The sequence below is a fragment of the Methylocaldum sp. MU1018 genome (assembly GCF_053646775.1).
On record NZ_CM132195.1, the window covers coordinates 1000773 to 1024008 of the forward strand.

The 23236-nt window shown below is 56.9% G+C and carries 25 protein-coding genes and 1 pseudogene; 22 read left to right on the forward strand and 4 right to left on the reverse strand.

What is annotated here, in order from left to right; genetic code table 11:
• Nucleotides 1-36: 36 nt before the first annotated feature.
• The 4 genes and pseudogenes from ACWJKU_RS04695 (at nucleotide 37) to ACWJKU_RS04710 (ending at nucleotide 2307) form a co-directional block, all read left to right on the forward strand.
• The gene (locus ACWJKU_RS04695) at nucleotides 37-867 is read left to right on the forward strand and encodes a segregation and condensation protein A (RefSeq protein WP_454146260.1); all 831 of its coding nucleotides are present in this window, start codon (nucleotides 37-39) and stop codon (nucleotides 865-867) included.
• Entirely contained in the window at nucleotides 857-1453 is a 597-nt protein-coding gene (gene scpB / locus ACWJKU_RS04700; RefSeq protein WP_454146262.1) for an SMC-Scp complex subunit ScpB, read from the forward strand. The genes ACWJKU_RS04695 and scpB overlap by 11 nt, the downstream gene beginning before the upstream one ends.
• Nucleotides 1434-1577 (forward strand): annotated as a pseudogene (locus ACWJKU_RS04705) (S4 domain-containing protein); the annotation flags it as partial. The gene scpB and the pseudogene ACWJKU_RS04705, both read left to right, overlap by 20 nt.
• Before the next feature lie 103 nt (nucleotides 1578-1680).
• A complete protein-coding gene (locus ACWJKU_RS04710) occupies nucleotides 1681-2307 on the forward strand; it encodes a pseudouridine synthase (protein WP_454146264.1) in 627 nt (208 codons plus the stop codon).
• A gap of 232 nt (nucleotides 2308-2539) precedes the next feature.
• Here the strand turns inward: ACWJKU_RS04710 and ACWJKU_RS04715 are convergent, their stop codons facing one another.
• Nucleotides 2540-2818: a hypothetical protein gene (locus ACWJKU_RS04715; protein WP_454146266.1), complete on the reverse strand. Its 279-nt coding sequence runs from the start codon at nucleotides 2816-2818 to the stop codon at nucleotides 2540-2542.
• A 368-nt stretch (nucleotides 2819-3186) separates the two neighbouring features.
• On the reverse strand, nucleotides 3187-3669 hold the full coding sequence (locus ACWJKU_RS04720) for a hypothetical protein (protein ID WP_454146268.1): 483 nt from the start codon (nucleotides 3667-3669) through the stop codon (nucleotides 3187-3189).
• A 329-nt stretch (nucleotides 3670-3998) separates the two neighbouring features.
• Here ACWJKU_RS04720 and ACWJKU_RS04725 point away from each other — a divergent pair, with 329 nt between their 5' ends.
• Both ACWJKU_RS04725 and amrS read left to right on the forward strand, forming a co-directional pair.
• Nucleotides 3999-5297 carry a hypothetical protein gene (locus ACWJKU_RS04725; RefSeq protein ID WP_454146270.1) on the forward strand — a complete coding sequence of 433 codons (1299 nt, stop codon included), beginning with the start codon at nucleotides 3999-4001 and terminating at the stop codon, nucleotides 5295-5297.
• Between the two features lie 835 nt (nucleotides 5298-6132).
• Nucleotides 6133-7242: an AmmeMemoRadiSam system radical SAM enzyme gene (amrS, locus tag ACWJKU_RS04730; RefSeq protein WP_454146272.1), complete on the forward strand. Its 1110-nt coding sequence runs from the start codon at nucleotides 6133-6135 to the stop codon at nucleotides 7240-7242.
• A 79-nt stretch (nucleotides 7243-7321) separates the two neighbouring features.
• Here the strand turns inward: amrS and nadB are convergent, their stop codons facing one another.
• Nucleotides 7322-8917 (reverse strand): L-aspartate oxidase, encoded by a 1596-nt coding sequence (nadB, locus tag ACWJKU_RS04735; protein ID WP_454146274.1) that lies wholly within the window; start codon nucleotides 8915-8917, stop codon nucleotides 7322-7324.
• Between the two features lie 387 nt (nucleotides 8918-9304).
• Between nadB and rpoE the strand changes: the two genes are divergently transcribed.
• Both rpoE and ACWJKU_RS04745 read left to right on the forward strand, forming a co-directional pair.
• Nucleotides 9305-9877, forward strand: a complete 573-nt coding sequence (gene rpoE / locus ACWJKU_RS04740; RefSeq protein WP_454146276.1) for an RNA polymerase sigma factor RpoE — start codon at nucleotides 9305-9307, stop codon at nucleotides 9875-9877.
• Nucleotides 9878-9888: 11 nt separating this feature from the next.
• Complete coding sequence (locus tag ACWJKU_RS04745) at nucleotides 9889-10410, forward strand: sigma-E factor negative regulatory protein (protein WP_454146278.1); 522 nt, start codon at nucleotides 9889-9891, stop codon at nucleotides 10408-10410.
• Between the two features lie 7 nt (nucleotides 10411-10417).
• On the opposite strand, the gene ACWJKU_RS04750 is transcribed toward ACWJKU_RS04745, so the two are convergent.
• Nucleotides 10418-10654, reverse strand: coding sequence for a hypothetical protein (locus tag ACWJKU_RS04750; RefSeq protein ID WP_454148208.1), 237 nt, complete (start codon nucleotides 10652-10654; stop codon nucleotides 10418-10420).
• On the opposite strand from ACWJKU_RS04750, the gene ACWJKU_RS04755 reads away from it, so the two are divergent.
• The 14 genes from ACWJKU_RS04755 (at nucleotide 10568) to hemH (ending at nucleotide 23227) form a co-directional block, all read left to right on the forward strand.
• A complete protein-coding gene (locus tag ACWJKU_RS04755; protein ID WP_454146280.1) occupies nucleotides 10568-11443 on the forward strand; it encodes a MucB/RseB C-terminal domain-containing protein in 876 nt (291 codons plus the stop codon). The genes ACWJKU_RS04750 and ACWJKU_RS04755 overlap by 87 nt on opposite strands.
• The gene (locus ACWJKU_RS04760) at nucleotides 11436-11876 is read left to right on the forward strand and encodes a SoxR reducing system RseC family protein (protein ID WP_454146282.1); all 441 of its coding nucleotides are present in this window, start codon (nucleotides 11436-11438) and stop codon (nucleotides 11874-11876) included. Before ACWJKU_RS04755 ends, ACWJKU_RS04760 begins: the two co-directional genes overlap by 8 nt.
• Nucleotides 11877-11931: 55 nt before the next feature.
• A complete protein-coding gene (locus ACWJKU_RS04765) occupies nucleotides 11932-13338 on the forward strand; it encodes a DegQ family serine endoprotease (protein ID WP_454146284.1) in 1407 nt (468 codons plus the stop codon).
• A 4-nt stretch (nucleotides 13339-13342) separates the two neighbouring features.
• Nucleotides 13343-15148, forward strand: a complete 1806-nt coding sequence (lepA, locus tag ACWJKU_RS04770) for a translation elongation factor 4 (protein ID WP_454146286.1) — start codon at nucleotides 13343-13345, stop codon at nucleotides 15146-15148.
• A 28-nt stretch (nucleotides 15149-15176) separates the two neighbouring features.
• Nucleotides 15177-15956, forward strand: a complete 780-nt coding sequence (gene lepB / locus ACWJKU_RS04775) for a signal peptidase I (RefSeq protein WP_454146288.1) — start codon at nucleotides 15177-15179, stop codon at nucleotides 15954-15956.
• A 44-nt stretch (nucleotides 15957-16000) separates the two neighbouring features.
• Nucleotides 16001-16378, forward strand: a complete 378-nt coding sequence (locus tag ACWJKU_RS04780; protein WP_454146290.1) for a DUF4845 domain-containing protein — start codon at nucleotides 16001-16003, stop codon at nucleotides 16376-16378.
• A gap of 103 nt (nucleotides 16379-16481) precedes the next feature.
• A complete protein-coding gene (rnc, locus tag ACWJKU_RS04785; protein ID WP_454148042.1) occupies nucleotides 16482-17213 on the forward strand; it encodes a ribonuclease III in 732 nt (243 codons plus the stop codon).
• The gene (gene era / locus ACWJKU_RS04790; protein ID WP_454146292.1) at nucleotides 17210-18091 is read left to right on the forward strand and encodes a GTPase Era; all 882 of its coding nucleotides are present in this window, start codon (nucleotides 17210-17212) and stop codon (nucleotides 18089-18091) included. Before rnc ends, era begins: the two co-directional genes overlap by 4 nt.
• Nucleotides 18081-18836 carry a DNA repair protein RecO gene (gene recO, locus ACWJKU_RS04795; protein WP_454146294.1) on the forward strand — a complete coding sequence of 252 codons (756 nt, stop codon included), beginning with the start codon at nucleotides 18081-18083 and terminating at the stop codon, nucleotides 18834-18836. Before era ends, recO begins: the two co-directional genes overlap by 11 nt.
• Complete coding sequence (gene pdxJ, locus ACWJKU_RS04800) at nucleotides 18833-19585, forward strand: pyridoxine 5'-phosphate synthase (RefSeq protein WP_454146296.1); 753 nt, start codon at nucleotides 18833-18835, stop codon at nucleotides 19583-19585. The genes recO and pdxJ overlap by 4 nt, the downstream gene beginning before the upstream one ends.
• Before the next feature lie 285 nt (nucleotides 19586-19870).
• On the forward strand, nucleotides 19871-20359 hold the full coding sequence (locus ACWJKU_RS04805; RefSeq protein ID WP_454146298.1) for a hypothetical protein: 489 nt from the start codon (nucleotides 19871-19873) through the stop codon (nucleotides 20357-20359).
• Between the two features lie 262 nt (nucleotides 20360-20621).
• Nucleotides 20622-21596, forward strand: a complete 975-nt coding sequence (gene dusA, locus ACWJKU_RS04810) for a tRNA dihydrouridine(20/20a) synthase DusA (protein ID WP_454146300.1) — start codon at nucleotides 20622-20624, stop codon at nucleotides 21594-21596.
• Between the two features lie 63 nt (nucleotides 21597-21659).
• The gene (gene folE, locus ACWJKU_RS04815) at nucleotides 21660-22217 is read left to right on the forward strand and encodes a GTP cyclohydrolase I FolE (protein WP_454146302.1); all 558 of its coding nucleotides are present in this window, start codon (nucleotides 21660-21662) and stop codon (nucleotides 22215-22217) included.
• Nucleotides 22218-22234: 17 nt separating this feature from the next.
• A complete protein-coding gene (gene hemH / locus ACWJKU_RS04820; protein WP_454146304.1) occupies nucleotides 22235-23227 on the forward strand; it encodes a ferrochelatase in 993 nt (330 codons plus the stop codon).
• The last annotated feature ends 9 nt before the right edge of the window (nucleotides 23228-23236 follow it).

A 23236-nucleotide genomic window follows, 5' to 3' on the forward strand; every position in this document is an offset into this window, starting at 1 on the left:
AAAACCGTTGCGAGCGGATCGGGGCAGGAGCGGGAAATGCGGCAGGCCGATTTACAGCCTGCCGGCGAGGGCACGGCAGGCGTCGCGCCGCTGGCTCTCGTCAACGGTACGCCGCTCACCGAATTGCCGGAAGACCTCTACATTCCTCCGGATGCGCTGGAAGTATTCCTGGAAACCTTTGAAGGCCCGCTCGATCTTCTGCTCTATTTGATTCGCCGGCAGAATCTGTCCGTGGTGGATATCCCGATCGCCGACATCACGCGCCAGTACATCGCTTACATCGAGATGATGAGCGAGCTTCGCATCGAGCTTGCCGCCGAGTATTTGCTGATGGCGGCGATTCTCGCCGAGATCAAATCGCGCATGCTGCTGCCGCGGCCGGCGGGCCCGGAGCAGGAAGAGGAAGACCCGCGCGCCGAACTGGCGCGCCGTCTTCAGGAATACGAACGCTACAAGTACGCGGCCCAACGACTCGATGCCTTGCCGCGGTGCGAGCGCGACGTTTTCGAAACGTCGACGGACACCGGCGCGATCAAGGTCAAAAAGGTTTATCCCGAAGTGGACTTGAAAGAAGTGCTCCTGGCTTTCCAAGAGGTGCTGCGGCGCGCCGAGCGGTTGACGCACCATCATATCCGGCGCGAGCCGCTGTCGGTGCGCGAGCGCATGTCGAGCATACTGGCCCGACTGCAGACCCAGTTGCTGATCCCGTTCTCCAGCCTGTTCGAACGCAGGGAAGGGCGGCACGGCGCGGTCGTATCGTTGCTGGCCATCCTCGAACTGAGCAAGGAACGCTTGATCGAGATCATTCAGGAAGAACCGCTGGGCGAATTGCGAGTCAAGCCGCTGGTGGCGTCCGATGTCGATTGACGTGGAACTGAAGCAAATCCTCGAGGCAGCGCTGCTGGCCGCGGGCCGGCCTTTATCCTTTGCCGCGCTGGAAAATCTGTTCGCCGAAAACGAGCGGCCCGAGCCCGCGGAACTGCAAGCCGCCTTGGCGGCGTTGGCCGAAGATTGCCGCAGCCGGCCGGTCGAATTGAGACAGGTGGCGAGCGGATATCGGCTCCAGGTGCGGGAGTCGTTTTCCCCCTGGGTTTCGCGGCTGTTCGAGGAGCGGCCCGGCCGATATTCGCGCGCCTTCCTGGAAACCCTTGCCATCATTGCTTACCGCCAGCCGGTTACCCGCGGCGAAATCGAGGATATTCGCGGCGTCGCCGTCAGCTCGGGCATCGTTCGGACGCTTCAGGAGCGGGGGTGGATACAGGTGGTCGGGCACAAAGAGGTTCCGGGACGACCGGCGCTGCTCGCCACGACCAAGGAGTTCCTGGACTATTTCAATCTGAAGAACCTCGGCGAGCTGCCGCCGCTCCAGGAATTCATAGACGACTTGGCGCTGCAAGCGGCGCCGCCAGACAATCCAGTGACCGAAAATGCGAATGCCGAATCGACCGAGTAAGATCAAAGCGCCCTTGAGCACACGCCCGCCGTCGGACCGAGCCGGCGAGCGGATTCAGAAAGTTCTCGCTCAGGTCGGGCTGGGCTCGCGCCGGGAAATCGAGGAATGGATCAGGGCCGGCCGGATATCGATCAACGGCAAGCCGGCCGAACTGGGAGATCGATACCGTAGCGGCGATCACGTCACGATCAACGGCCGCCCGGTCGATATCGCCAAGAAGATCCGAAGTGCCGACCCGGGTGCTCATCTATCACAAGCCGACCGGAGAAGTGGTCAGCCGCCGCGATCCCGAAGGGCGGCCGGTGATCTTTACCCGCTTGCCCAAACCGTCGACCGGCCGCTGGATTGCCGTCGGACGTCTCGACATCAATACGCAGGGCCTGCTGCTGGTCACCAATAACGGCGAACTGGCCAACCGCCTCATGCACCCGTCGCGGGAGATCGAGCGGGAATATGCGGTTCGGGTCCTCGGGCCGATCAGCGACGAGATGTTGACCCGGCTGTCGAACGGCATCGCCCTGGAAGACGGGCCGGCCCGGTTCGAGACGATCGAGCCGGCGGGCGGCGAGGGCGCCAACCGATGGTTTCATGTCACCTTGAGAGAAGGGCGCAATCGTATCGTCCGGAGACTTTGGGAATCCCAGGGGATCACGGTAAGCCGATTGATTCGCACGCGGTTTGCCGGAATCGCCCTGCCGCCCCGGTTGAGGGCGGGGGCGTCGTACGAGCTTCCCCCCGAAGATGTCGCCGGGTTGATGCGCTCCGTGGAGTTGGAAACGGAAAAGCCGGCTGCGGACCGGCGCGCCGGGCGTCGGCGTACGGGCGACAAAGGTTTCCGAAACCGGCGGAAATGAGATTCCGTTGAACCGCCCGGGCGGTTGTTTCTCTATGGCCTCTGCCGGTGTCGCGCCGTGCGCCGGATTTTTATCGAGACGCGACGGCGGCGGAGTCTATCCGGGGTTTGTCGAGCCTGTCGAAGAGTCTCGAGGGGGGGGCGAGTTGGGCTTTAAGAATGTCGGCGGGCAACATCTCGATGAACGAATTTCGGATTCCCATGCCCGCCGCAGTTCGTGACCGGGAAAAACGTCAGTGAATTCTCGGTTTTTTGCCGACGTCCAAGACCGGCAGGAATTCAGACTGTTTGTACAGGGTGAGTGCCCAGCGGTTCTGATCGCTGTCGTGGCGGAGAATGTAAATGCCGTCCGTGGTCAGCAGTTTGAAATATCCATAATCGGAGGCGAGCCAACGATCTATCACCTCCACGACTTCTATGCGCCGGTCACCGAGGAAGAAAGCGGACGGCTCTTGCACGCCGAGCTCGCTTCGGCTGGCCAGGACTGTGATGGGCTGTAAATTATCGGACATAACAAATCTCTGAGTCGCTCGCTACCAAGAATACTTTCAAACACTCCGAAAACGATCAGCTACGGGCGCTTGAGCGTTCGGCTTCAAGTTAATCGTATCTTATCCGAGCGGTTGTGTTAATGGCAGCGCCCGAGCGATGCGGAGCGCCTTTGGCGTACGCCGGCGCCGCGCATGGGCTGGAGGCACGCCGACGGGAAATGATCGCGGCGCTTTTCCGGGCCGTAAGACCGCATAAGTCGCTTCGGTTCCTTCAAGCGCTTCTTCCCGGGGCGCGAATCCGCCGCTCCGGGAAAAGCACTTTCGTTTTTTCTGTGTTGGAGTTCGGCGGGAGCTCGATCGCGGATGCGGCCGGTTCGGCCCGCGCCGGGTTAGATCAAGACAAATAGACTGCCTATCAGCATGCTTACGATCAGACCTTTCCACGGCCACCAAAGAGCAGACCAGGACAGGTTCAGAATCCTGAGCTGTTTTTTTATCCATCTCGCGAGGGCCGGAACGAGCCTGGTTCGGCTATACCGCCAGAACCATCTTAAAACGAGGATGCCGAGCAATATTTTGAGCGGAGTCATTGTCCAGGCGGTAATGAGTTCCGCATGGCGTGGCGAAAGGTCGAACCAGTCCTCCAGCTTGTCTTCGATGAAGATCTCTTCGCTGCCCTCCACGATGAAGAAGATGGCGCTTCCGAGCAGTTCGAGGATTTGGAATGAGAATTCCAGTATCAATTCCGCGGCGACGACCGCTATGACCAGGCTGATTCCGAACCAGAGCAGGGGTTTCCAGCCGGGCTTGAGTTCGGTGTCGGTCTCGGAATTTTCTAAGCCCGAGTTTGGTTTGTCTGTTGCGTCACTCATGTTTTACGGGTAGTCGTGAAGATGCGCCCAAGGGTAGCTTCGTTTCACCTGCCGTTCAAGCGTGGGGGGAGGCCCGTCGGGCGGAGAAGGATGCGGCCCGCGGCTTGATGCTCCGCTTGCCGAGGGCGCCCGGCGGTCGAGTGTAAAGCGGCCGCTCCGAGTACATGAGGCGACCGGAATCGATCTGAACTGTGCTATAGTTCGGCAGCCACAGGGTGCGGTTAGCCTGGAATAGCGGAGCTCAGAGCCTTCCTGATTTCGGGGCATGCATCGGGGCGATAGCGGACTATCCGACAGAATCCGACGAATAAGAACTCATCGAGAGCCTGATGGAAATTAAAGAATGGCTGCATGTATGGCAGTTTGAGCATCATCCCTTCGTAATCTTCGACGCAGACCGCGATCCCTATCTGCAGGCGGCGATGGTGGAAAACACGTCGCTGCGATCGGCTTTGCTCCATTTGGACAAGCCCAGCCCATACGTTATTTTCGCTATCCGCGGAGCCGGAAAATCCTCCATGCGGATCGATACCGAGCGCTATCTCAGCCAGTTTCAGGACAGGGTGCTCGTCGTCAAGTACGTGGAATTCAACGAACTGCTCAGCGAAGTCACCAAGGTCAGGAAGCTTCCGGCCGAATATTCTCCAAGAAGGCCCGGGCTGGCGAAGATGTTTCGGCGAAGAAAGGAGGAGGTGCTCATCCGGGAGAGCAAAATCACCCTGGACGACCATCTGGATTATATCCTCAAGCTGGGCATCGAGGAGTTGTACCGCAACATCACCGAAGCTCAAAAGGAGGACATGCTCAAGGACGATCGGGAGTTCGCCGAGAAATTCATATTGCTTACGGCGCTTTATTTTTCTCCCAACGATCTTTCGAGCAAGATCACCGCGCTTCGAAAGCTGATCGGCATCGCGGGTTACAAGAAGCGGAACAGCTTTTTCTCCAACAAGCAGGCGAAGCTCCTGGCCGGAGAGATTTATCGGAATATCCGCGGTGTTCCGGTTTCGGTCGAAAACATGTTCAAAATCATCCAGGAAATCGGGCCGGGACTGTTCGAGTTCCACGGCATTCCAAGGATGACGGAGAACCGGTTCACGCTGCTCAAAAGCTACATGGACCTGGTCAGGTATTTCGGACTGTCCGGCGTTTATCTACTGGTCGATCGAGTGGACGAGCCCACCAGCATCAAGGGCGATCCGGAAAAGATGCGCGAGCTGGTGACGCCCATTCTGGACGATCAGCTGTTCCAGATCGATCACCTCGGCATCATCCTGTTCCTGCCGTACGAATTGCACGACCTCAAGAAGTATTATCGAAGCGATCGCATCAAGACGATCTCCTCCATCAACTGGTCCGCCGACAATATGATTCGGCTGATCGAAAAGCGCATGAACGTTTCCCGGAAACCGGGAAGCGCGCCGATCAAGCTGGCGGACCTTTTCGAGGACGAGGGAGAAAGCAAGGCCCAATTCATCGTGCGCCAGTTGACGCCGCGGAATGCCTTTAGATTGCTGAGCATCATCGTCGAGGAGCATTGTCAGACGGTGGTGTACGGGCCGAAAATCTCGACCGAAGTGTACGAATCGGCGGTACAACGATACCTTATTGAAAAAGAAGGTTATTGATCTTGTTTTTGGAGGCCGGACGCCGCCCGGCCTCCAAAATACGTAACCCGCGATTTCACTCTCCGGGTCTATGGCTCGACGGCTTGGCTGGGGCGAAAAATTCCATGTCGAATCCGATCGGTGATTTCGATTCGGACCGGCAATCCTCGGAGAGACCGGCTTTCAATTTCGGATGCCGCAAAAACGTCTTGGGATCGGGCAGCGATTCCCGGACTGCCGGCAGAAAAGTCTCCCGCCTGAGCCCATCTTTCAATATCGGGCCGTCCCCAAGCCGTTCGAGCATCGCGCCGATCCCGAATGGTGCGGCAAACTCCGCGGCCAAGGGAATCCTGTTCTGAACCGCCTGCAGGAAAGTCGGGCGAACTTCGAGGCTATGTTGGGACGGACGCGCCTCATCCAAGTTTTTGACGAACGGCAAATCGAGAATCTTTTCGATAGCGGCGCAGTCTATAGGGGTATTGCCCAGAGGAGCGGCGTAACCGTCCGCGATGCCTCCGAAAGCCGAGCGTGCGAGAATGGCCCATCAAAAGCACGCGGCGAGCGGCATTCCGGTCTTGTTCCGGCAGGGCATGGGCGTTGGCGGCGACCGGTTCGGGACGATGGCCTTCGGCGGTTGCCCGGCCGTGTTCGCATCCCGTAGAAAATTCCGAACCATAGCGCGAAGCCGATGTTCGTCGGCCGGGTGGATAAAGTCCGGCGACGGCGGGGTGGCGCATGTTCTTCATCGCAATGTTCTCTATGGATGGAGAGACGCCGGCCAACCGCTCACTATCGACCGGCACCGAGTGGGCCACATTTTACAAATCGGGTTTATTCGACGAGTGTGGTGGGAGTCATGAACCGGATCATCGAAACGGAAGCGGGCTTTCCTACTCGCTACTGGCGTACGCTGGACGACGGCCGTGTGGAATGCACGATGTGTCCCCGATTTTGCAAGCTGCACGCCGGACAGCGAGGGCTGTGTTTCGTCCGCGGCAATGTCGGCGGCAAGATTGTTTTGTTGTCTTACGGACGGTCGAGCGGGTTCTGTATCGATCCGATCGAAAAAAAGCCGCTGAATCACTTTCTTCCCGGTACGCCGGTGCTCTCGTTCGGCACGGCCGGATGCAACCTGGCGTGCAAGTTCTGCCAAAACTGGGACATCAGCAAGTCGCGGGAGATGGATTCCCTGATGGATCGGGCTTCCCCCGAGGCCATTGCCCTGGCGGCGAAAGACCTGGGCTGCCGTAGCGTGGCTTACACCTACAACGACCCGGTGGTTTTTCATGAATATGCCGTGGACGTTGCCAAGGAATGCCGAAAACGCGGCATCAAATCGGTCGCCGTCTCGGCCGGTTATTTGTGCGCCGAACCGCGGGTCGAGTTTTATGATGCGATGGACGCCGCGAACATCGACCTGAAAGCGTTCACCGACGAGTTTTACCGCAAGATTTGCGGCGGCCGTTTGCAGCCGGTGTTGGAAACCTTGCAATACATCAAGCATGAAACGTCCGTGTGGCTGGAAATGACGACCTTGCTGATTCCCGGCGAAAACGACTCGGATCAAGAGTTGGAGATCTTGACGCAATGGGTGATCGAGAAACTGGGGCCGGAGGTCCCTCTCCATTTTTCCGCCTTTCATCCCGACTGGAAGATGATGGACAAGCCATCCACCCCGCCGGATACCCTGGTTCGGGCCCGGCGTATCGCCATGAAGAACGGTCTCAGGTACGTCTATGTGGGAAACGTTCACAGCAAATCCGGCAACAGCACTTATTGCCACCAGTGCGGGCAATTGCTCATCGGGCGGGATTGGTATGAACTGTCGGAATGGAATTTGACGCCGCAAGGCGCTTGCAACGCATGCCATACGCCTTGCGCCGGGGTATTCGAGGAAAAGCCCGGAGATTGGGGCGCCCGGCGCGTTCCGGTCAGCATGTACCGGCGGGCGGGCGCGCATCGTTGAAGCGGGATCGCCCGATGCGGTGCCGGTCCTGGAGGGCTGCACATCGCCGCAAGCGAGACCGCCTCTCGCGTCCGGCGGATCAAGGGTAGATGACGGTGTTCCGGGGCGGCTCCCGATCGTTCGGGCCCGGATAATCCAGCGTGAAATGAAGCCCTCGGCTCTCCTTGCGCAACAGGGCCGAGCGGATGATCAGTTCGGCCACGATGACCAGGTTCCGCAGTTCCAGCAAATCGCTGGTGACCCGAAAATTGCCGTAGTACTCGGCGATTTCCTGCTTTAACAGTTCGACGCGGCGCAGCGCCCGCTGCAAACGCTTGTCGGTCCTGACGATGCCCACGTAATCCCACATGAACCGCCGGATCTCATCCCAGTTATGGGCGACGACGACCTCTTCGTCGGAGTCGGTCACCTTGGATTCATCCCATCCCGGCAAGTAGGGCGGGGGAGGGATTTCGGGTAGCGTCTCGATGATGTCTTCGGCGGCCTGTTTGGCAAACGCCAGGCACTCCAGCAGCGAATTGCTGGCCATGCGGTTGGCGCCGTGAAGACCGGTGCAGGCCGTTTCTCCGATGGCGTAAAGCCCCGGTACGTCGGTACGCGCGCGGCGGTCGGTCCGAACGCCGCCGCAGGTGTAGTGAGCGGCCGGTACAACCGGTATCGGTTGCGATGTCATGTCGATGTTGAGTTCCAGACATCGCGCGTAAATGGTCGGAAAGTGGCTTGTGATGAAATCGGCGGGTTTGTGGCTGATGTCCAGATAGACGCAGTCGATGCCCAGGCGCTTCATTTCGTGATCGATGGCGCGCGCCACGATATCGCGCGGAGCCAGTTCCTCGCGGGGATCGAACCGATGCATGAAGGGCGAGCCGTCCGGCAACAGCAGTTTTCCGCCTTCCCCGCGCACGGCTTCCGAAATCAAGAACGAGCGGGCGTGCGGATGATAGAGGCAGGTCGGGTGGAATTGAATGAATTCCATGTTGGCAATGGGGGCGCCGGCCCGCCAGGCCATGGCGATGCCGTCTCCGGTCGCGATGTCGGGGTTGCTGGTATACAGATAGACTTTGCTGGCGCCGCCGGTGGCCAGAACGACGACTCGCGCCCGGAATGTCTTTACGGCATTGGCGTGGGTGTCGAGGACATAGGCGCCCAATACGCGATTCTCGCCGCAGCCGATCTTTGGGGCGGTTATCAGATCGATCGCATTGTGGAACTCGAACAAGTCGATATTGGGATGGGCGCGGACATGTTGCGCCAGCGAGGTTTCTACGGCCCGTCCGGTGGCATCGGCCGCATGGACGACGCGGCGATGGGTGTGGCCGCCTTCCCGGGTGAGGTGAAGCTGGTGAAGACCGTTTTCCGCGTCCACTTCGGTGAACGGAACGCCTCGCGCCAGCAGCCAATCGATACATTCCCGGCCCTGCGAAACGACCAATCGGACGATGTCCGGATCGCAAAGGCCGGCTCCGGCATTCAGCGTGTCTTGTATGTGCGATTCGATCGAGTCATCGGCATCCAGCACTGCGGATATGCCGCCCTGGGCATAAAGCGTGTTGGTTTCGGTCAGGGCCGTCTTGGACAAAACCGCGACGCGCGCATGGTCCGCAATGCGTAGCGCCAGGCTTAAACCGGCCGCGCCGCTGCCGACGATCAAAACATCATGAGTGGAGAATGACATGAATGAAGGACATTGTGACAGGTCCGTCATCGTACTGTAAAACCGTGCCGTCTAAAACAGGCGGCATGATAAATCGAACAGCGAGAAAACTCCGACGCTCGCGGCGTATAATGAGCCGAATATCGATGGAGGCCGAAAGCGGAGTTCTCGAAGGATACGGCGAAATACGCATTGAACGGTGCTTGTGAAACTACGATAATTCTCCTTGCAGAATCAAGCCAATGCAGTTGTGCATCAGTCCCTGGCAGCATTTTCCGTCAAAGCCACGCGTCTCACTCTTAATGAAACTCTTTAATAAGCCGTGTTTTTCATCCGCTCGTTGTATTCGAACAAAAGCGGCCTTTGGGTTGCGCGTGTGCCCTGTTAAATAGGGAAAGGGTTCCCGCGATGGGAGAGCAACTCGACGAGGAACTGGTCCGGAGGGTGCAGCGAGGCGATAAAACGGCGTTCGACATTCTCGTCCGAAAGTACCAGTACAAAATCGCGCAACTGATCAACCGCTACATCAAGGATCCCCATGAAGCCTTGGACGTCGCTCAGGAATCCTTCATAAAAGCATATCGGGCGTTGCCGAGCTTTCGCGGCGAAAGCGCTTTCTATACGTGGTTGTACCGGATCGCGATCAATACCGCGAAGAATCATATCGCGATGCGGGCACGCCGCCCCTCCGAAGACGAAATCGAGATCGAGGAGGCGGAACAATTCGAGTCCGCCGTACGTCTAAAAGACCAGGAAACGCCTGAGGGTGTAGTATTAAGCGAGGAACTTGCTCAGGTTATTCAGTTTGCGCTGGACGAACTACCCGAAGAACTCCGCACCGCGATAAGTTTGCGAGAGTTCGACGGTTTGAGTTATGACGAAATCGCTCAGGTGATGAATTGTCCGGTGGGAACCGTGCGTTCGCGTATTTTTCGCGCGCGCGAAGCCATCGATAAGAAATTAAAATTTATACTCGGATAGGGGGCGCGTTCATGTCGGATGATGATCTGAAACAACAGCTGTCATTGTTGCTTGACGGAGAATTGAGCAAGAGCGACTCGTTGGCCTTGCTGTCTTGTATCGAGAAGGATGCCGATCTGCGCAACCGGTGGCATCGCTACCGGTTGGTGAGCGAGGCGATGCGGTCGGCGAAAATCGTGCCCGTCGACGGCTATTTTGTGGATCGGGTCCGGGATGCGCTCGCCAGCGAACCCGCGATTCTTGCCCCAAGACCGGAAAAACGTCGTTATCGCGAAAACGCGGTTACGGCGGCATTGGCGGCTTCTTTGGCGGTCGTGGCGGTTTTGGTCGGAAAATCCATATCCGAATATTCTCCGGTGCGAGGTTCGGAATTGTTGGCTCAAACCGAGCTGGTCGGCCCCGGCGTCGCCCGTCCGTCGATCGATCCGCGATTCCAGGATTATCTCGTTACGCACAACGAAACGGCTTATTTGGCAGGGGCTCCCGGTATGTTGCCTTATGCTCGCCTAGTGGCCTACGACTCTTCACGCTAAGTTCGGATTAATGGTCTCGTTTTTCAATCTCTCTGTGGATATGCTCCGCATACGCCGCGTTTTGGCATGGCAATTTTGCCTGATAGTGTTTGCTGCCGAGGCTTTTGGCGGAAGCGCGGAGCCTTCCCGGAGCGATGCCGTTCGGTGGCTGGCGGACATGCGCCAAGCGGTGATTCATTTGAATTACCGGGGGATAGTGGCTTATCTCAAAGACGAGCACGTCGAGAGCTTTCAGTTGTTTCATGCCTTTGCCGGGGGCGCGGAGCAAGAGCGTTTGGTATCGATGAACAGTCCGCTCCGCGAAGTCGTGCGGAATGCGGAGAAAGTGGCTTGCTATTTTCCCGATACCAAAACGGTCTTTGTCGAAAACAAACCGTCAAGACGCTCGGTTTTGCTGGAATTGCCGGAGGATTTGAAACAACTCTCGAAGCAGTACGGTTTCAAGCTTCGAGAGCAAGAATATGTCGCCCAGCGGTTGGCGCAGATGATCAGTATTGAGCCTCGCGACGAGTTTCGATACGCACGCCGGATTTGGGTGGATCTGGAATCCAAATTACCGCTCAAATTCGAGCTTATAAGCGAGAACGGTCAGGTCGTCGAGCAGATGATGTTCACGTCGCTGAGCATAGAAGAGTTGATTCCGCAATCCGATCTGGACGTGTCCACCAGGGTGGATGCTTTTACCTGGCAAATCAAGCAACGCGAGGCGATGCCGCTCGAGTCGTTGAAGTGGGCGCTTAAAAGCGTGCCCGATGGATTCCAGATGATTTCTTATACGCGACTGATTCGTGCGCCGACGGAATCCCCGATAGAGCATATCTTATTGAGCGACGGTTTTTCTTCTGTTTCAATTTACATCGATGAATCGGGCGGTGATGCGATCGGGGATTACCAGAGGAAGGTAGGCGCCATAAACGCTCAGTCTCGCAAGATCGATCGCTATCTGGTTACGGTAATGGGCGAAGTGCCGGTCAGAACCGTACAGGCCATTGCTGGCGGCGTACATCTCCAGGCAAGCGCATTCCATGATTGAGGAAGAGGCTGTCGTCTCGCGTACGGAGGCCGGGAAAGTTTGGGTCGAAAAACCGAGGAAATCCGCCTGTGGGGGATGTTCCCGGCCATGCGCCTCCGCTGCGGTGGACCGGTATCTTGGAACGCCGATAATTCGCTTGCAGGTATTTTCGCCGATTGAAGTTCGTGTCGGCGATCGCGTTATGCTTGGAATTCAGGCTGACGCGGTCGTAAAGGGATCCTTCCGGGTGTACGTGATCCCGTTGTTGGGTTTGTTTTTCGGTGCGGTATTGGGAGACATCGTCGCATCATCGCTGATATCCGCCATCTCGAGTGATGGAGCCAGCGCGTTCGGAGGCGCGACGGGCCTGATTTTGTCCTTTGTCTTTTTGAAATCCACCGGGGTACTGTCCCGCGACAAATTGCACCCCGTGGTTCTCCGTAAACTTAGCTGACGTCAAATCCGCTTTTATATTCGTGCTTAGGTCCGTGAAGACTTGGGAGTTTCTTATGCTTAAGACCAGGTGGTTAGCCCTCGTGCTTTGTTTTTCCCTCATGGGGCTTTCGTCGCGGGGGGCTCTCGCGCAGCTTCCCGACTTCACGGGCTTGGTCGAGAAAAACAGCGCGGCGGTTGTCAACATCAGTACCTCGCAAAAGGTGACTGCTACCGAACCTCAGTTGCCGGAGGGCATCGAAATCCCGGAAGGGACTCCGTTCGACGATTTCTTTCGGCACTTCTTCGGGGAGGGAGGCGGCCAGCCGAGCGAGGTAAAATCCCTGGGGTCAGGATTCGTCGTCTCTCAGGACGGGTATGTCATGACCAACCATCACGTGGTCAAGGACGCCGACGAGATCGTCGTACGACTCCAGGACCGCCGGGAACTGGTGGCCAAAGTGGTGGGGTCGGATAAGCGCAGCGATATCGCGCTACTGAAGATAGAGGCGGATCATTTGCCGGTCGTGAAAATGGGCTCGGCCGACAAGCTCAAGGTCGGCGAATGGGTATTGGCCATCGGCTCGCCTTTCGGTTTCGATCATTCGGTGACGGCAGGCATCGTCAGCGCCAAAGGCCGCAGCCTGCCGAGCGATAATTACGTACCTTTCATTCAAACCGACGTGGCGATCAATCCGGGCAATTCCGGGGGACCCTTGTTCAATCTGGACGGCGAAGTGGTCGGGGTGAACTCTCAGATTTACAGCCGCACCGGAGGCTTCATGGGGCTGTCATTCGCCATTCCGATCGAAGTCGCCATGCAGGTGGTCGATCAGTTGAAATCGCAGGGCCATGTGTCGCGAGGCTGGCTGGGCGTGCAAGTGCAGGACGTCACGCGCGAACTGGCCGAATCCTTCGGGATGAAAAAGCCGCAAGGCGCCCTGGTATCGAGAGTTTTGCCCAAGAGCCCTGCGGAGGCCGGAGGCATTCAGGTCGGCGACGTCATTACCGAATTCAACGGGCAGGAAGTGGTTGGCTCGTCTTCGCTGCCGCCCATGGTGGGCATGACCAAGGTGGGCGAAACGGCATCGGTCAAGATTATCCGTCAAGGTTCCGCTCGCGATGTAAAGATCAAGATAGGCTCATTGCCGGAGGACGAAGGCACTCTCTTGGGCGCCGAAGAAGTTCCCGGGGCTCAGACGTTCGACCGTATAGGGCTTAGCGTATCCAATTTGACGGTGGAGCAACGGGAGCAGTTGGAAGTCCCGCATCATGGCGTGCTGGTGCAGGCGGTCAATCCCGGCCCCGCCTACGATTCGGGCATACGCCGCGGCGACGTGATTCTTCGTATTCAGGATCAAATCATTAAAGACGTGAACCATTTCAACGAGGTTGTAAGAGGATTGCCGAAAAACAAGTCGATTGCGATATTGGTGCAGCGGCGCGGCGGTTCGCTGTTCCTGGCCATGAAGCTCAAGGATTGAGACCGTGACCGATCAGCAACACATTCGTAATTTTTCCATCATCGCTCATATCGATCATGGCAAATCGACCCTGGCGGACCGCTTCATTCAAATTTGCGGCGGGCTGAGCGATCGCGAGATGCTGAACCAAGTGCTTGACTCGATGGATATCGAGCGTGAGCGCGGCATCACCATCAAGGCTCAAAGCGTAACGCTCAACTATGCGGCTAAAAACGGCGAGACCTATCAGCTCAATCTGATCGACACGCCCGGCCACGTGGATTTCTCCTATGAAGTATCGAGATCGCTGGCGGCCTGCGAAGGCGCTTTGCTGGTGGTCGATGCGGCGCAGGGCGTGGAGGCGCAAAGCGTGGCGAACTGCTATACGGCGATCGAGCAGGGCTTGGAAGTGATTCCGGTGCTGAATAAGATCGACCTGCCGTCGGCGGAACCGGATCGGGTTTGCAAAGAGATCGAGGAGATCATCGGGGTGCCGGCCGACGAGTCCCTGAAAATCAGCGCCAAAACCGGTCTCGGCGTCAACGATCTTCTCGAACAGTTGGTGAGCAAGGTGCCGCCCCCAAAGGGCGATCCCGATGCGCCTTTGCAAGCGCTGATCATCGACTCCTGGTTCGACAACTATCTGGGAGTCGTTTCGCTGGTGCGAGTGGTCAACGGTTCCATCTCCCGCAAGCAGAAGATCGTCATCATGTCCACCGGGAAAAGCCATCTGGTGGAAAAACTGGGCGTTTTCACGCCGAAATCCTTGGACAAAGAAACTCTCCGGACCGGAGAAGTGGGTTTTGTCGTGGCCGGCATCAAGGATATTTTCGGCGCGCCGGTGGGCGACACGATCACGGCGGCCGACCGCCCTTGCCAGGCGCCGCTGCCGGGGTTTCAACAAGTTCAGCCGCGGGTGTTCGCCGGGCTGTATCCCGTCGAATCCGACGATTACGAGAATCTCCGGGAAGCCTTGAACAAACTGCATCTCAACGATGCCGCGCTCCAGTACGAGCCGGAAACGTCGCAGGCTTTGGGCTTCGGTTTCCGGTGCGGGTTTCTCGGCATGCTGCACATGGAAATCATCCAGGAGCGGCTGGAGCGGGAATACGATCTCGATCTGATCACGACCGCGCCCACCGTCGTGTATGAGGTGCTCAAAACGGACGACGAGACGATTCTGATCGACAATCCGTCCAAGCTGCCTCCGCCCAACGAGATCGTCGAAATCCGCGAACCGATCATCGAAGCCAATATTCTGGTGCCGCAGGATTATTTGGGCGCGGTGATGACGCTTTGCGTCGAAAAGCGCGGCATACAAAAAAAGATGCAGTACATGGGCGGACAAGTATCGCTCAGTTTCGAACTGCCTTTGAGCGAGATCGTATTGGACTTTTTCGACCGGCTTAAATCGGTCAGCCGCGGTTTCGCTTCGTTCGATTACGAGTTCAGACGCTTCCAGGCGGCGCCGCTGGTCAAACTGGATATCCTCATCAACGGCGAACGGGTGGATGCGCTGTCCCTGATCGTGCATCGGGATATCAGTCAAACCCGCGGCCGGGATCTCGTCGAGCGAATGAAGGATCTGATTCCGAGGCAAATGTTCGAAGTGGCCATCCAGGCCGCGATCGGCTCGAAGATCATCGCTCGATCTTCGGTAAAAGCGATGCGCAAAAACGTCCTGGCCAAGTGTTACGGCGGCGATATCACGCGCAAGAAGAAACTGTTGGAAAAGCAGAAAGCCGGCAAGAAAAGGATGAAGCAGGTGGGCAAGATCGATATTCCGCAGGAGGCATTTTTGGCGGTCTTGCGCGTGAACAAAGATTCCTAGTGCGGAAAAACAACAAAAGACCCAGCTTATGGATTTCGATTTTTCGTTTTTTTTGGTCATGGCAACCGCTGCGACCGGGATCGTTTGGGGCGGCTACCTGTTACAACGGCGCTTACGGCCCTCCGAGGCCGTGGCGACGGCGAAAGAGCCGGCCATCGTGGAATATGCTCGCTCGTTCTTCCCGATCGTGCTCATCGTGCTCTTGCTGCGGTCGTTTTTGGTGGAGCCGTTCCGCATCCCCTCGGGTTCCATGATGCCGACGCTTCTTATCGGCGATTTCATTCTCGTCAACAAGTACACCTACGGTATCCGTCTTCCCGTTCTGAATAAAAAAATCATCGATATCGGTGAGCCCAAACGGGGCGATATCGTGGTTTTTCGATTTCCAAAAGACCCGACGGTGGATTACATCAAGCGCGTCATCGGCTTGCCGGGCGATCGCATCGCCTATTACAACAAGCAGATTTACGTGAACGGCGAGGCCATCAGGCAAACCGATATCGCCGAGTATCAAGGCGTGGGACAGGGTAGCGTCATGACCGGCGCACGCCTTTTGAGCGAGGACTTGAAAGGGGTCAGCCATGACATTCTGATTCGGGATGGGCAGCCTTCGGTGCAGGGCGAATTTACGGTGCCCGAGGGGCAGTATTTCGTCATGGGCGACAATCGGGACAACAGCAACGACAGCCGTTACTGGGGGACCGTGCCGGAAAGCCATTTGGTCGGAAAAGCTTTTTTCATCTGGATGAGCTGGGACTGGGAGAACGGCGGCATCGCATTTGATCGTCTCGGTACTATATTGAATTAGCGATTTAGTTCCGAAACTGTCGAAAACTCCTGGAGTACGCGAAAATGGCTGATTTCCCTTCCCGGCAGAAAGGTCTGACGGCGACCGGCTTTCTATTCAATCTATTTTTGATCGGTTTCTTCTCGTTACTCGTTCTGAAAATCGGGCCCGTTTATCTGGAGCATTACAAGGTTGCGTCATCGCTCGAATCGCTCAAGAAAGATAGCGATATCGCCTTGAAATCCAGAGAAGAAATTTTGAGCCTCCTGCAGAAACGCTGGGAGATCAATATGGTCGAACGGGTAACGACCAAAGATGTGACGATTACCAAGCAGGGGTCTTACCTCAAAGTTCAAATCGCCTATGACGTAGCCGAGCATCTTTTTGGAAACGTGGATGCTTTGCTGCATTTCAACGATCTGCTCGAGATCGGATCGAATTGATCGAGAGACATGCCGATGGTTTGCTTGCCGCGCCCTTATCGTATGCTCCATGCGAGACGAATCCGTATCGATCGGCCGTTTCCCCGAGCAGTCATGGGGCGGGATGCGGCGCCGTGCGCTCAACTCGTATTCCGGTGAATTTGTGATATCAGAACCAGAAAAAATTGCAAAAAAGTTGGGCTTGAACTTCAAGAATCCGGCTTTGGTCAGAAGAGCCCTGACCCATCGGAGCGCCGAGAGCGAGAACAATGAGCGGCTCGAATTTTTGGGCGACTCCGTGCTCGGGTTTGTGATCGCGGAGAGGCTTTATGACAAATTCACGGAGGCCGACGAAGGCGTGCTCAGCCGGCTTCGCGCCACGCTGGTGAACCAAACGTCCTTGGCGGAGTTGGCGCGTAAATTAAACCTGGGGGATTATCTGGTATTGGGGTCGGGCGAGCTGAAAAGCGGCGGCTATCGGCGCGACTCGATCCTGTCCGATGCGTTGGAGGCCGTGATCGGCGCTTTGCTTATCGACCAAGGCATGGACGCCTGCCGGGCATGGATTTTACAGCTCTTTGCCGAGCCGATAGATCGTCTTTCATTGCGGGATTGGAAAAAAGATCCCAAGACACGCTTGCAGGAATTGATGCAGGCGCGAGGACTCGAATTGCCTACTTATACGCTTAAAACGGTCAGCGGTCAGCCGCACGACCAGAGCTTTTGCGTGGAGTGCCGCGTTTCCCTGATTCCGGGATCTTGCGAGGGCGTGGGTTCGTCCCGGAAGAAGGCCGAACAGCAGGCCGCGGAAAAGATGCTGGCCGTGCTGGCCGAAGAATTGAGGCTTAAACCATGAAAGCGGGTTTTGTCGCGCTGGTGGGGCGCCCCAACGTGGGTAAATCCACACTCCTCAATCATCTGGTCGGTCAGAAGATCAGTATTACCTCCCGGCGGCCGCAGACGACGCGCCATCGTATTTGCGGCATCAAAACCACCGAGGATGGTCAGATTGTCTTTGTCGATACTCCCGGAATCCATGCCAGCCAAAAGCGGGCGATGAACCGCTACCTCAACCGCGCGGCGATTTCGGCTCTGCTCGACGTGGATGTGATTGTCTGGCTCATCGACAAACCGGCGTGGCTTCCCGAAGATGAGGTGGTGCTGGAAAGAATCAAGTCTGCGGCGGTGCCCGTGATCTTGGCGATCAACAAGGTCGACAGATTCGAGGACAAGGCCGTTCTGCTGCCTTTTCTGGAAGAAGCGGCGGCTCGCCACGCGTTTGCCGATTTGGTTCCGGTATCCGCCTTGAAGGGCATCAATCTGGACGTTCTGGAGCGGAAAATCATCGAACTCTTGCCGGAAGGCGAGCCGATCTATCCCGAAGATCAAATCACCGACAAGCCGGAGCGCTTTTTTGCCGCTGAGGTCATTCGGGAAAAGTTGCTTCGCTCTCTGTCGCAGGAGGTGCCTCATGCGCTGACGGTGGAGATCGAGCAATTCAAGCTCGAGGGAGGGCTGACGCGAATCAGCGCGGTGATCTGGGTCGAGCGCGAAGGGCAGAAGGCGATCATCATCGGCCGTAGCGGGGAAGTGCTCAAAAAGGTCGGCGAGCGGGCCCGCCACGAACTGGAGCGCCTGCTCGAGTGCAAGGTTTACCTGGAACTTTGGGTCAAGGTCAAAAAAGGCTGGTCGGATGACGAGCGTGCTTTGCACAGCCTCGGCTATGTCGAATGATCCGAGCGAGAACGCATCGTCCGATTTCCATGGCCGCGTCTCGTTACAGAACGGTTTTATTCTCCACCGCAGAGCCTATCGCGAATCAAGCCTTCTGCTCGACGTATTCACGGCGGATTTCGGCCGCCTCCGCCTGTTGGCGAAGGGAGCGCGCAAAAGCAAGAAGGGATTGCATTCGTTATTGCAACCGTTCGTTCAGTTGCGCCTTTCTTGGGCGGGAAGGGGAGAACTGCCGGTCTTGACGGCCGCCGAATCCATGACGGCGAGCACCGAGTTGGGCGGGGTCAAGCTGTTCTGCGGATTCTACATGAACGAACTGCTTCTCAATTTTCTTCCTTCCCGCGACCCTCATCCGGAAGTATTCCGTCTGTATCGAAACGCCCTGGACCAACTCGCCTCGGATGACGGTGTGGAACGGATTCTGCGGCTGTTTGAAATTTCTCTGTTGGACGAGATGGGATACGGCCTGTCGTTTGACCGCGAAACCTCGTTCGGGCAACCGGTCGATCCGGCTAAAACGTATGTCTACGAGATCGAACAAGGCCCGGTGGAGACGGACGTCGGCGTTGCGGACTCGATCAGAGGCGCCACCTTGCTTGCATTGCAGCGAAAGACGCTGAACGATCCGGACGAACTCCAGGAGGCGAAGCATCTGATGCGGCGAATCATCAACTATCATCTCGATGGAAAAGCGCTTAAAAGCCGCGATTTTTTCAAACAAATCACAAAAAACAGACCATCATGAAGACTTCTTGTCCCGTCTTGCTCGGCGTGAACATCGATCATATCGCCACCATCCGCGAGGCCAGGCATACCCGATATCCGGAAGTGATCCAGGCGGCCCTGGTCGCGGAGCAGGCGGGCGCTGACGGCATCACCGCCCATCTTCGCGAGGATCGCAGACATATACAGGACCGCGACATCAGACTGCTGCGAGAGATCATCGAGACTCGCCTCAATTTGGAAATGGCGGTGACCGATGAGATGGTCGGGATCGCAAAAACGGTGCGGCCTCAAGCGTGCTGCCTGGTTCCCGAAAGACGCGAAGAATTGACGACGGAAGGCGGTCTTGACGTGACCGCGAATTTCGAACGGATTCGTAGCGCCTGCGAGATATTGGGAGAAGCCGGCGTGGAGGTCTCCTTATTCATCGATGCCGATGTGCGACAGATCGAAGCGGCTGCGAAAACCGGTGCTCCGGTGATCGAATTGCATACCGGCCACTATGCCGACGCGGTCTCGGACGAAGATAGGAAAAATGAGCTTCGCCGCCTGGAGCGAGCGGCGGAGCACGCCGCCTTGAGCGGTCTTAAAGTCAATGCCGGGCACGGGTTGCATTATCACAATGTCGCGGAAATATGCCGTATTCCTCAGGTCGAGGAACTGAATATCGGCCATTCCATCGTGGCCCGGGCGCTTTTCGCCGGTTTGGCGCAAGCCGTGAGCGACATGAAGCGGCTGATGGCGGCCGCTCGCTTATCAATTGACCCTTGAGGTTTATTCTGCCATAGTTGAAAAGCTATTGAATCGAATGGCTGGGGGCCTGACGTAACGACAGTTTGCGACGGCTGGGCATCGTAGCGGAGGAGATGGGGCGTGTACGAGAGGTATCAGAGCGAATCAACGACTGTGCCTGCATTGAGTGCCGGAACGACGGCCCGGTATCCGATGCCCGTCGCTCGACAGTGGGGGATGCGAATACTCATCATGTCGTGCGCGGTATGTCTCCTTTCGTTTGCTTTCGTTCTGTTCAATGCTTCGGATCGTCTCGAAGCCGCCATGACAGTCCCACCGGAAGGGCGCGCCAGAATCATGGCAATCAATCAACAAATGGAAGCGCTGCAAGGCAAATTCGGCGTTTTGCTGGCGGAGTCGGTCGAAATGAGACTCAAGACCCTTCAGAGAAGCATCGAGATGGGAAAAGTCAGCGCGTCGGATATCGCGGCCTTTGAGCAGTTGAAAAACGATCTGACGCTCTTGGAGGACTATGCCGAGCGTAGCGGCGCTAACGGGCTCGATGGCGCTCTGCTCGAGCATGCCCGCTTCCAACAAACGCCCGGTTCGGGGATGGTCCGTAACGAAGCGCTTATGGACGAGGTTTTGCGGGTAAAGAATCTGCTCTATTTTTGCGCCGCCAGTCTCGCCGCGACTACCGTACTGATCAGCGGTTACTGGTTGCGGCAGAGGAGTCGCACATTCCGCCTTCATTCGGAAATTGCCGCCGTTCCCATGCTGGCAAAGATGCCGGGCAGAGACTCCGGCGATTGATGCCGCTTCCAAAATATTAATCGCACGAGGCGCCAAGGCTTTCCGGGGTTCCTTCGTTCAAGGTTTTCTGCTTCGATCCTGCTTTTTTCGAAGCTTTTCGTATCGAATTTTCTAAAGCGCTCCCAAAACGCTGTCGGTATCGAGGCGCAGCGCTATCGATAAACGAGGGCGGGACCAGGTTTGCGCCAGTCCCAAGCTTCATGGCCGGCAACTGCGGTTTTCGGCAATAACGCAACTCCCGCCAGCCAAGACGATTATCCGTATGCAAAGAATTTTGAGCATTGCTCCCATGATGGATTGGACGGACCGTCATTTCCGTTATTTTGCGCGTCTGATTTCCCGGCAGGTGCTGCTCTATACCGAAATGGTTACGACCGCTGCGATTTTGCACGGAAATCGCGACCATTTGCTGAAATTTCACCCTGATGAAAAGCCCTTGGCTCTCCAACTGGGCGGCAGCGATCCCGCCGCTCTTGCGGAGTGTGCGCGGATTGCCGAGGCTTATGGGTTTAACGAGGTCAATCTCAATGTGGGATGCCCGAGCGACCGGGTTCAGAATGGCCGATTCGGGGCTTGCTTGATGGCCGAGCCCGAACTGGTTTCCGGATGTGTGGCGGCTATGGCCGGCGCCACGTCGCTTCCGGTAACGATCAAAACCCGGATCGGTATCGACGAGAAAGACTCTTACGAAGATCTTGCGCGCTTCATCGAGGTTGTGTCGTCAAGCGGTTGCCGCACCTTTATCATCCACGCCAGAAAAGCCTGGCTTAAAGGCCTGTCGCCCAAGGAAAACCGGGAAATCCCGCCGTTGAGATACGATGTGGTCGATCGCATCAAAAAGGATTACCCGGCGCTTGAAATTATCGTAAACGGCGGCATTCTCGATTTGGACCAGGCGGAGTTGCACCTTGATCGACTGGACGGCGTGATGATCGGGCGAGCGGCCTATCATCGGCCGTATCTGCTGGCGGAAGCCGACCGGCGATTTTTCGGCGATGACCGCCCCGTTCGCTCTCGGCGTCAGGTCGTCGAGGCGCTATTGCCGTATCTGGAGGCGGAATTAGCGCAGGGCGTGCGCTTGCATGCCATCACCCGGCATATTTTGGGTTTGTATCACGGCATGCCGGGCGGGCGGGCCTGGCGTAGGCATCTTAGTGAACATGCGGGAAAATCGGCTGCCGGAGCCGATGTACTTCTGGATGCCGTCCGCTATTGCGAGCCCTCGATACGCGCCTAATCGAAAAAGACATGGCGTGTCCCTGCGGGATATACTTACCGATTACTATTGGTGACATTAATCATGCAAAACGTAATGGAGCATTATTTTTCCCAAATCATCCAGTCCGTGGGCGAAGACGTTACCCGGGAGGGCTTGGTGGATACGCCCAAGCGGGCGGCGGCGGCTTTCCGTTTTCTCAATAGCGGCTACAGCCAGCGTCTCGAACGCGTTCTCAATAACGCCATTTTCGAGGCGGATACCGAGGACATGGTGATCGTGAAAGATATCGAATTGTATTCGCTGTGCGAACACCATCTGCTGCCTTTCATCGGCAAGTGCCATGTAGCCTATCTGCCCAAAGGAAAAGTCATCGGGCTTTCCAAGATCGCGCGCATCGTAGAGATGTATGCCCGCCGACTTCAGATCCAGGAGCGCTTGACCAAGCAAATCGCGGACGCCCTTCAAACGGCGATTAATCCAGCGGGAGTTGCCGTGGTGATCGAGGCCAAGCATCTGTGCATGATGATGAGAGGCGTGGAGAAGCAAAACTCGGTCATGACCACCTCGTCGATGCTGGGTTTGTTCCGTAAACAAATCAGTACGCGCTCGGAATTTCTGGATCTCATTAATCGGAAATAAAGCAGGGATTTTCTGTTGTGGCAGAAACGGGAAAACCCCGCCGCTGGGGCGTGCTTCTGGTAAATCTCGGTACGCCCGAAGCTCCGACTACGGCTGCGGTCAGGCGTTATTTGAGAGAGTTTCTCCAGGATTCTCGGGTAGTGGAAATACCGAGGCCGATTTGGTGGATGATCCTTCACGGCGTGATCCTGTGGGTGCGTCCACCGAAATCGGCGCGCGCCTATCGCTCGATTTGGACCGACAGAGGTTCCCCGTTATTGGTATTCAGCACGGATTTGACCCGTGCCGTGCAAGCCGAGGTTTCGGCGAGACCGGGAGGGCCGGCGGTCGTCGAACTCGCGATGCGTTACGGAAAGCCCGGAATTCGTGAGAAATTGGAGGCGTTGAAGAGCGCCGGAGTCGATGGAATTCTGATTTTGCCGCTGTATCCCCAGTATTCGTCGCCGAGCACAGGGACCGTATTCGATGCGGTAGCCTCGACTTTGAAGGATTGGCGATACGTCCCGGAGATACGATTCGTTAGCGATTATCATGACTATCCGGCCTACATTCGGGCTGTGGCGAAACGAATCGAACGTTTCTGGCGCGAAAATGGGCGAACTGAATTTCTGCTGTTTTCATTCCACGGTTTACCGGAGCGCAGCCGCTCCCTGGGCGATCCCTACTATGAACAGTGCCATACCACCGCCAAACTGATTGCGAATGAGTTGGACCTTCCGGAGAGCGCCTGGCAATTAGTTTTCCAATCCCGTTTTGGTCCGGGGCGCTGGTTGCAGCCCTATTGCGTCGATGTCCTAAAGGCGTTGCCGCAAAGGGGCGTTCGAAAGCTTGACGTGGTTTGCCCGGGATTTGCCGTCGATTGCCTGGAAACCCTGGAAGAGATCGGGATTGCCAACAAGGAGATCTTTAAGGCCGCGGGGGGCAGCGAGTATCGGTTGATCCCCGCGCTCAACGATAGCCCGGAGCATGCTCGCGTTCTGGCCGATTTGATAACCAGACATCTTGAGTAAAGACGGTTG

Excerpts from the sequence above, each read along its gene's own strand:
- ACWJKU_RS04715 (WP_454146266.1), bottom strand. The coding sequence starts at position 2,818 with ATGTCCGATAATTTACAGCCCATCACAGTCCTGGCCAGCCGAAGCGAG.
- folE (WP_454146302.1), top strand. The coding sequence starts at position 21,660 with ATGCAAAACGTAATGGAGCATTATTTTTCCCAAATCATCCAGTCCGTG.
- recO (WP_454146294.1), top strand. The coding sequence starts at position 18,081 with ATGTCGAATGATCCGAGCGAGAACGCATCGTCCGATTTCCATGGCCGC.
- ACWJKU_RS04750 (WP_454148208.1), bottom strand. The coding sequence starts at position 10,654 with ATGAAACAACTGAAAGCTCTCGACGTGCTCGTCTTTGAGATAAGCCAC.
- rnc (WP_454148042.1), top strand. The coding sequence starts at position 16,482 with ATGCGGCGCCGTGCGCTCAACTCGTATTCCGGTGAATTTGTGATATCA.
- ACWJKU_RS04765 (WP_454146284.1), top strand. The coding sequence starts at position 11,932 with ATGCTTAAGACCAGGTGGTTAGCCCTCGTGCTTTGTTTTTCCCTCATG.
- ACWJKU_RS04695 (WP_454146260.1), top strand. The coding sequence starts at position 37 with ATGCGGCAGGCCGATTTACAGCCTGCCGGCGAGGGCACGGCAGGCGTC.
- ACWJKU_RS04720 (WP_454146268.1), bottom strand. The coding sequence starts at position 3,669 with ATGAGTGACGCAACAGACAAACCAAACTCGGGCTTAGAAAATTCCGAG.
- ACWJKU_RS04760 (WP_454146282.1), top strand. The coding sequence starts at position 11,436 with ATGATTGAGGAAGAGGCTGTCGTCTCGCGTACGGAGGCCGGGAAAGTT.
- pdxJ (WP_454146296.1), top strand. The coding sequence starts at position 18,833 with ATGAAGACTTCTTGTCCCGTCTTGCTCGGCGTGAACATCGATCATATC.
- ACWJKU_RS04745 (WP_454146278.1), top strand. The coding sequence starts at position 9,889 with ATGTCGGATGATGATCTGAAACAACAGCTGTCATTGTTGCTTGACGGA.
- era (WP_454146292.1), top strand. The coding sequence starts at position 17,210 with ATGAAAGCGGGTTTTGTCGCGCTGGTGGGGCGCCCCAACGTGGGTAAA.
- ACWJKU_RS04805 (WP_454146298.1), top strand. The coding sequence starts at position 19,871 with ATGACAGTCCCACCGGAAGGGCGCGCCAGAATCATGGCAATCAATCAA.
- ACWJKU_RS04755 (WP_454146280.1), top strand. The coding sequence starts at position 10,568 with ATGCGCCAAGCGGTGATTCATTTGAATTACCGGGGGATAGTGGCTTAT.
- amrS (WP_454146272.1), top strand. The coding sequence starts at position 6,133 with ATGAACCGGATCATCGAAACGGAAGCGGGCTTTCCTACTCGCTACTGG.
- nadB (WP_454146274.1), bottom strand. The coding sequence starts at position 8,917 with ATGTCATTCTCCACTCATGATGTTTTGATCGTCGGCAGCGGCGCGGCC.
- lepB (WP_454146288.1), top strand. The coding sequence starts at position 15,177 with ATGGATTTCGATTTTTCGTTTTTTTTGGTCATGGCAACCGCTGCGACC.
- scpB (WP_454146262.1), top strand. The coding sequence starts at position 857 with ATGTCGATTGACGTGGAACTGAAGCAAATCCTCGAGGCAGCGCTGCTG.
- dusA (WP_454146300.1), top strand. The coding sequence starts at position 20,622 with ATGCAAAGAATTTTGAGCATTGCTCCCATGATGGATTGGACGGACCGT.
- ACWJKU_RS04725 (WP_454146270.1), top strand. The coding sequence starts at position 3,999 with ATGGAAATTAAAGAATGGCTGCATGTATGGCAGTTTGAGCATCATCCC.
- rpoE (WP_454146276.1), top strand. The coding sequence starts at position 9,305 with ATGGGAGAGCAACTCGACGAGGAACTGGTCCGGAGGGTGCAGCGAGGC.
- ACWJKU_RS04780 (WP_454146290.1), top strand. The coding sequence starts at position 16,001 with ATGGCTGATTTCCCTTCCCGGCAGAAAGGTCTGACGGCGACCGGCTTT.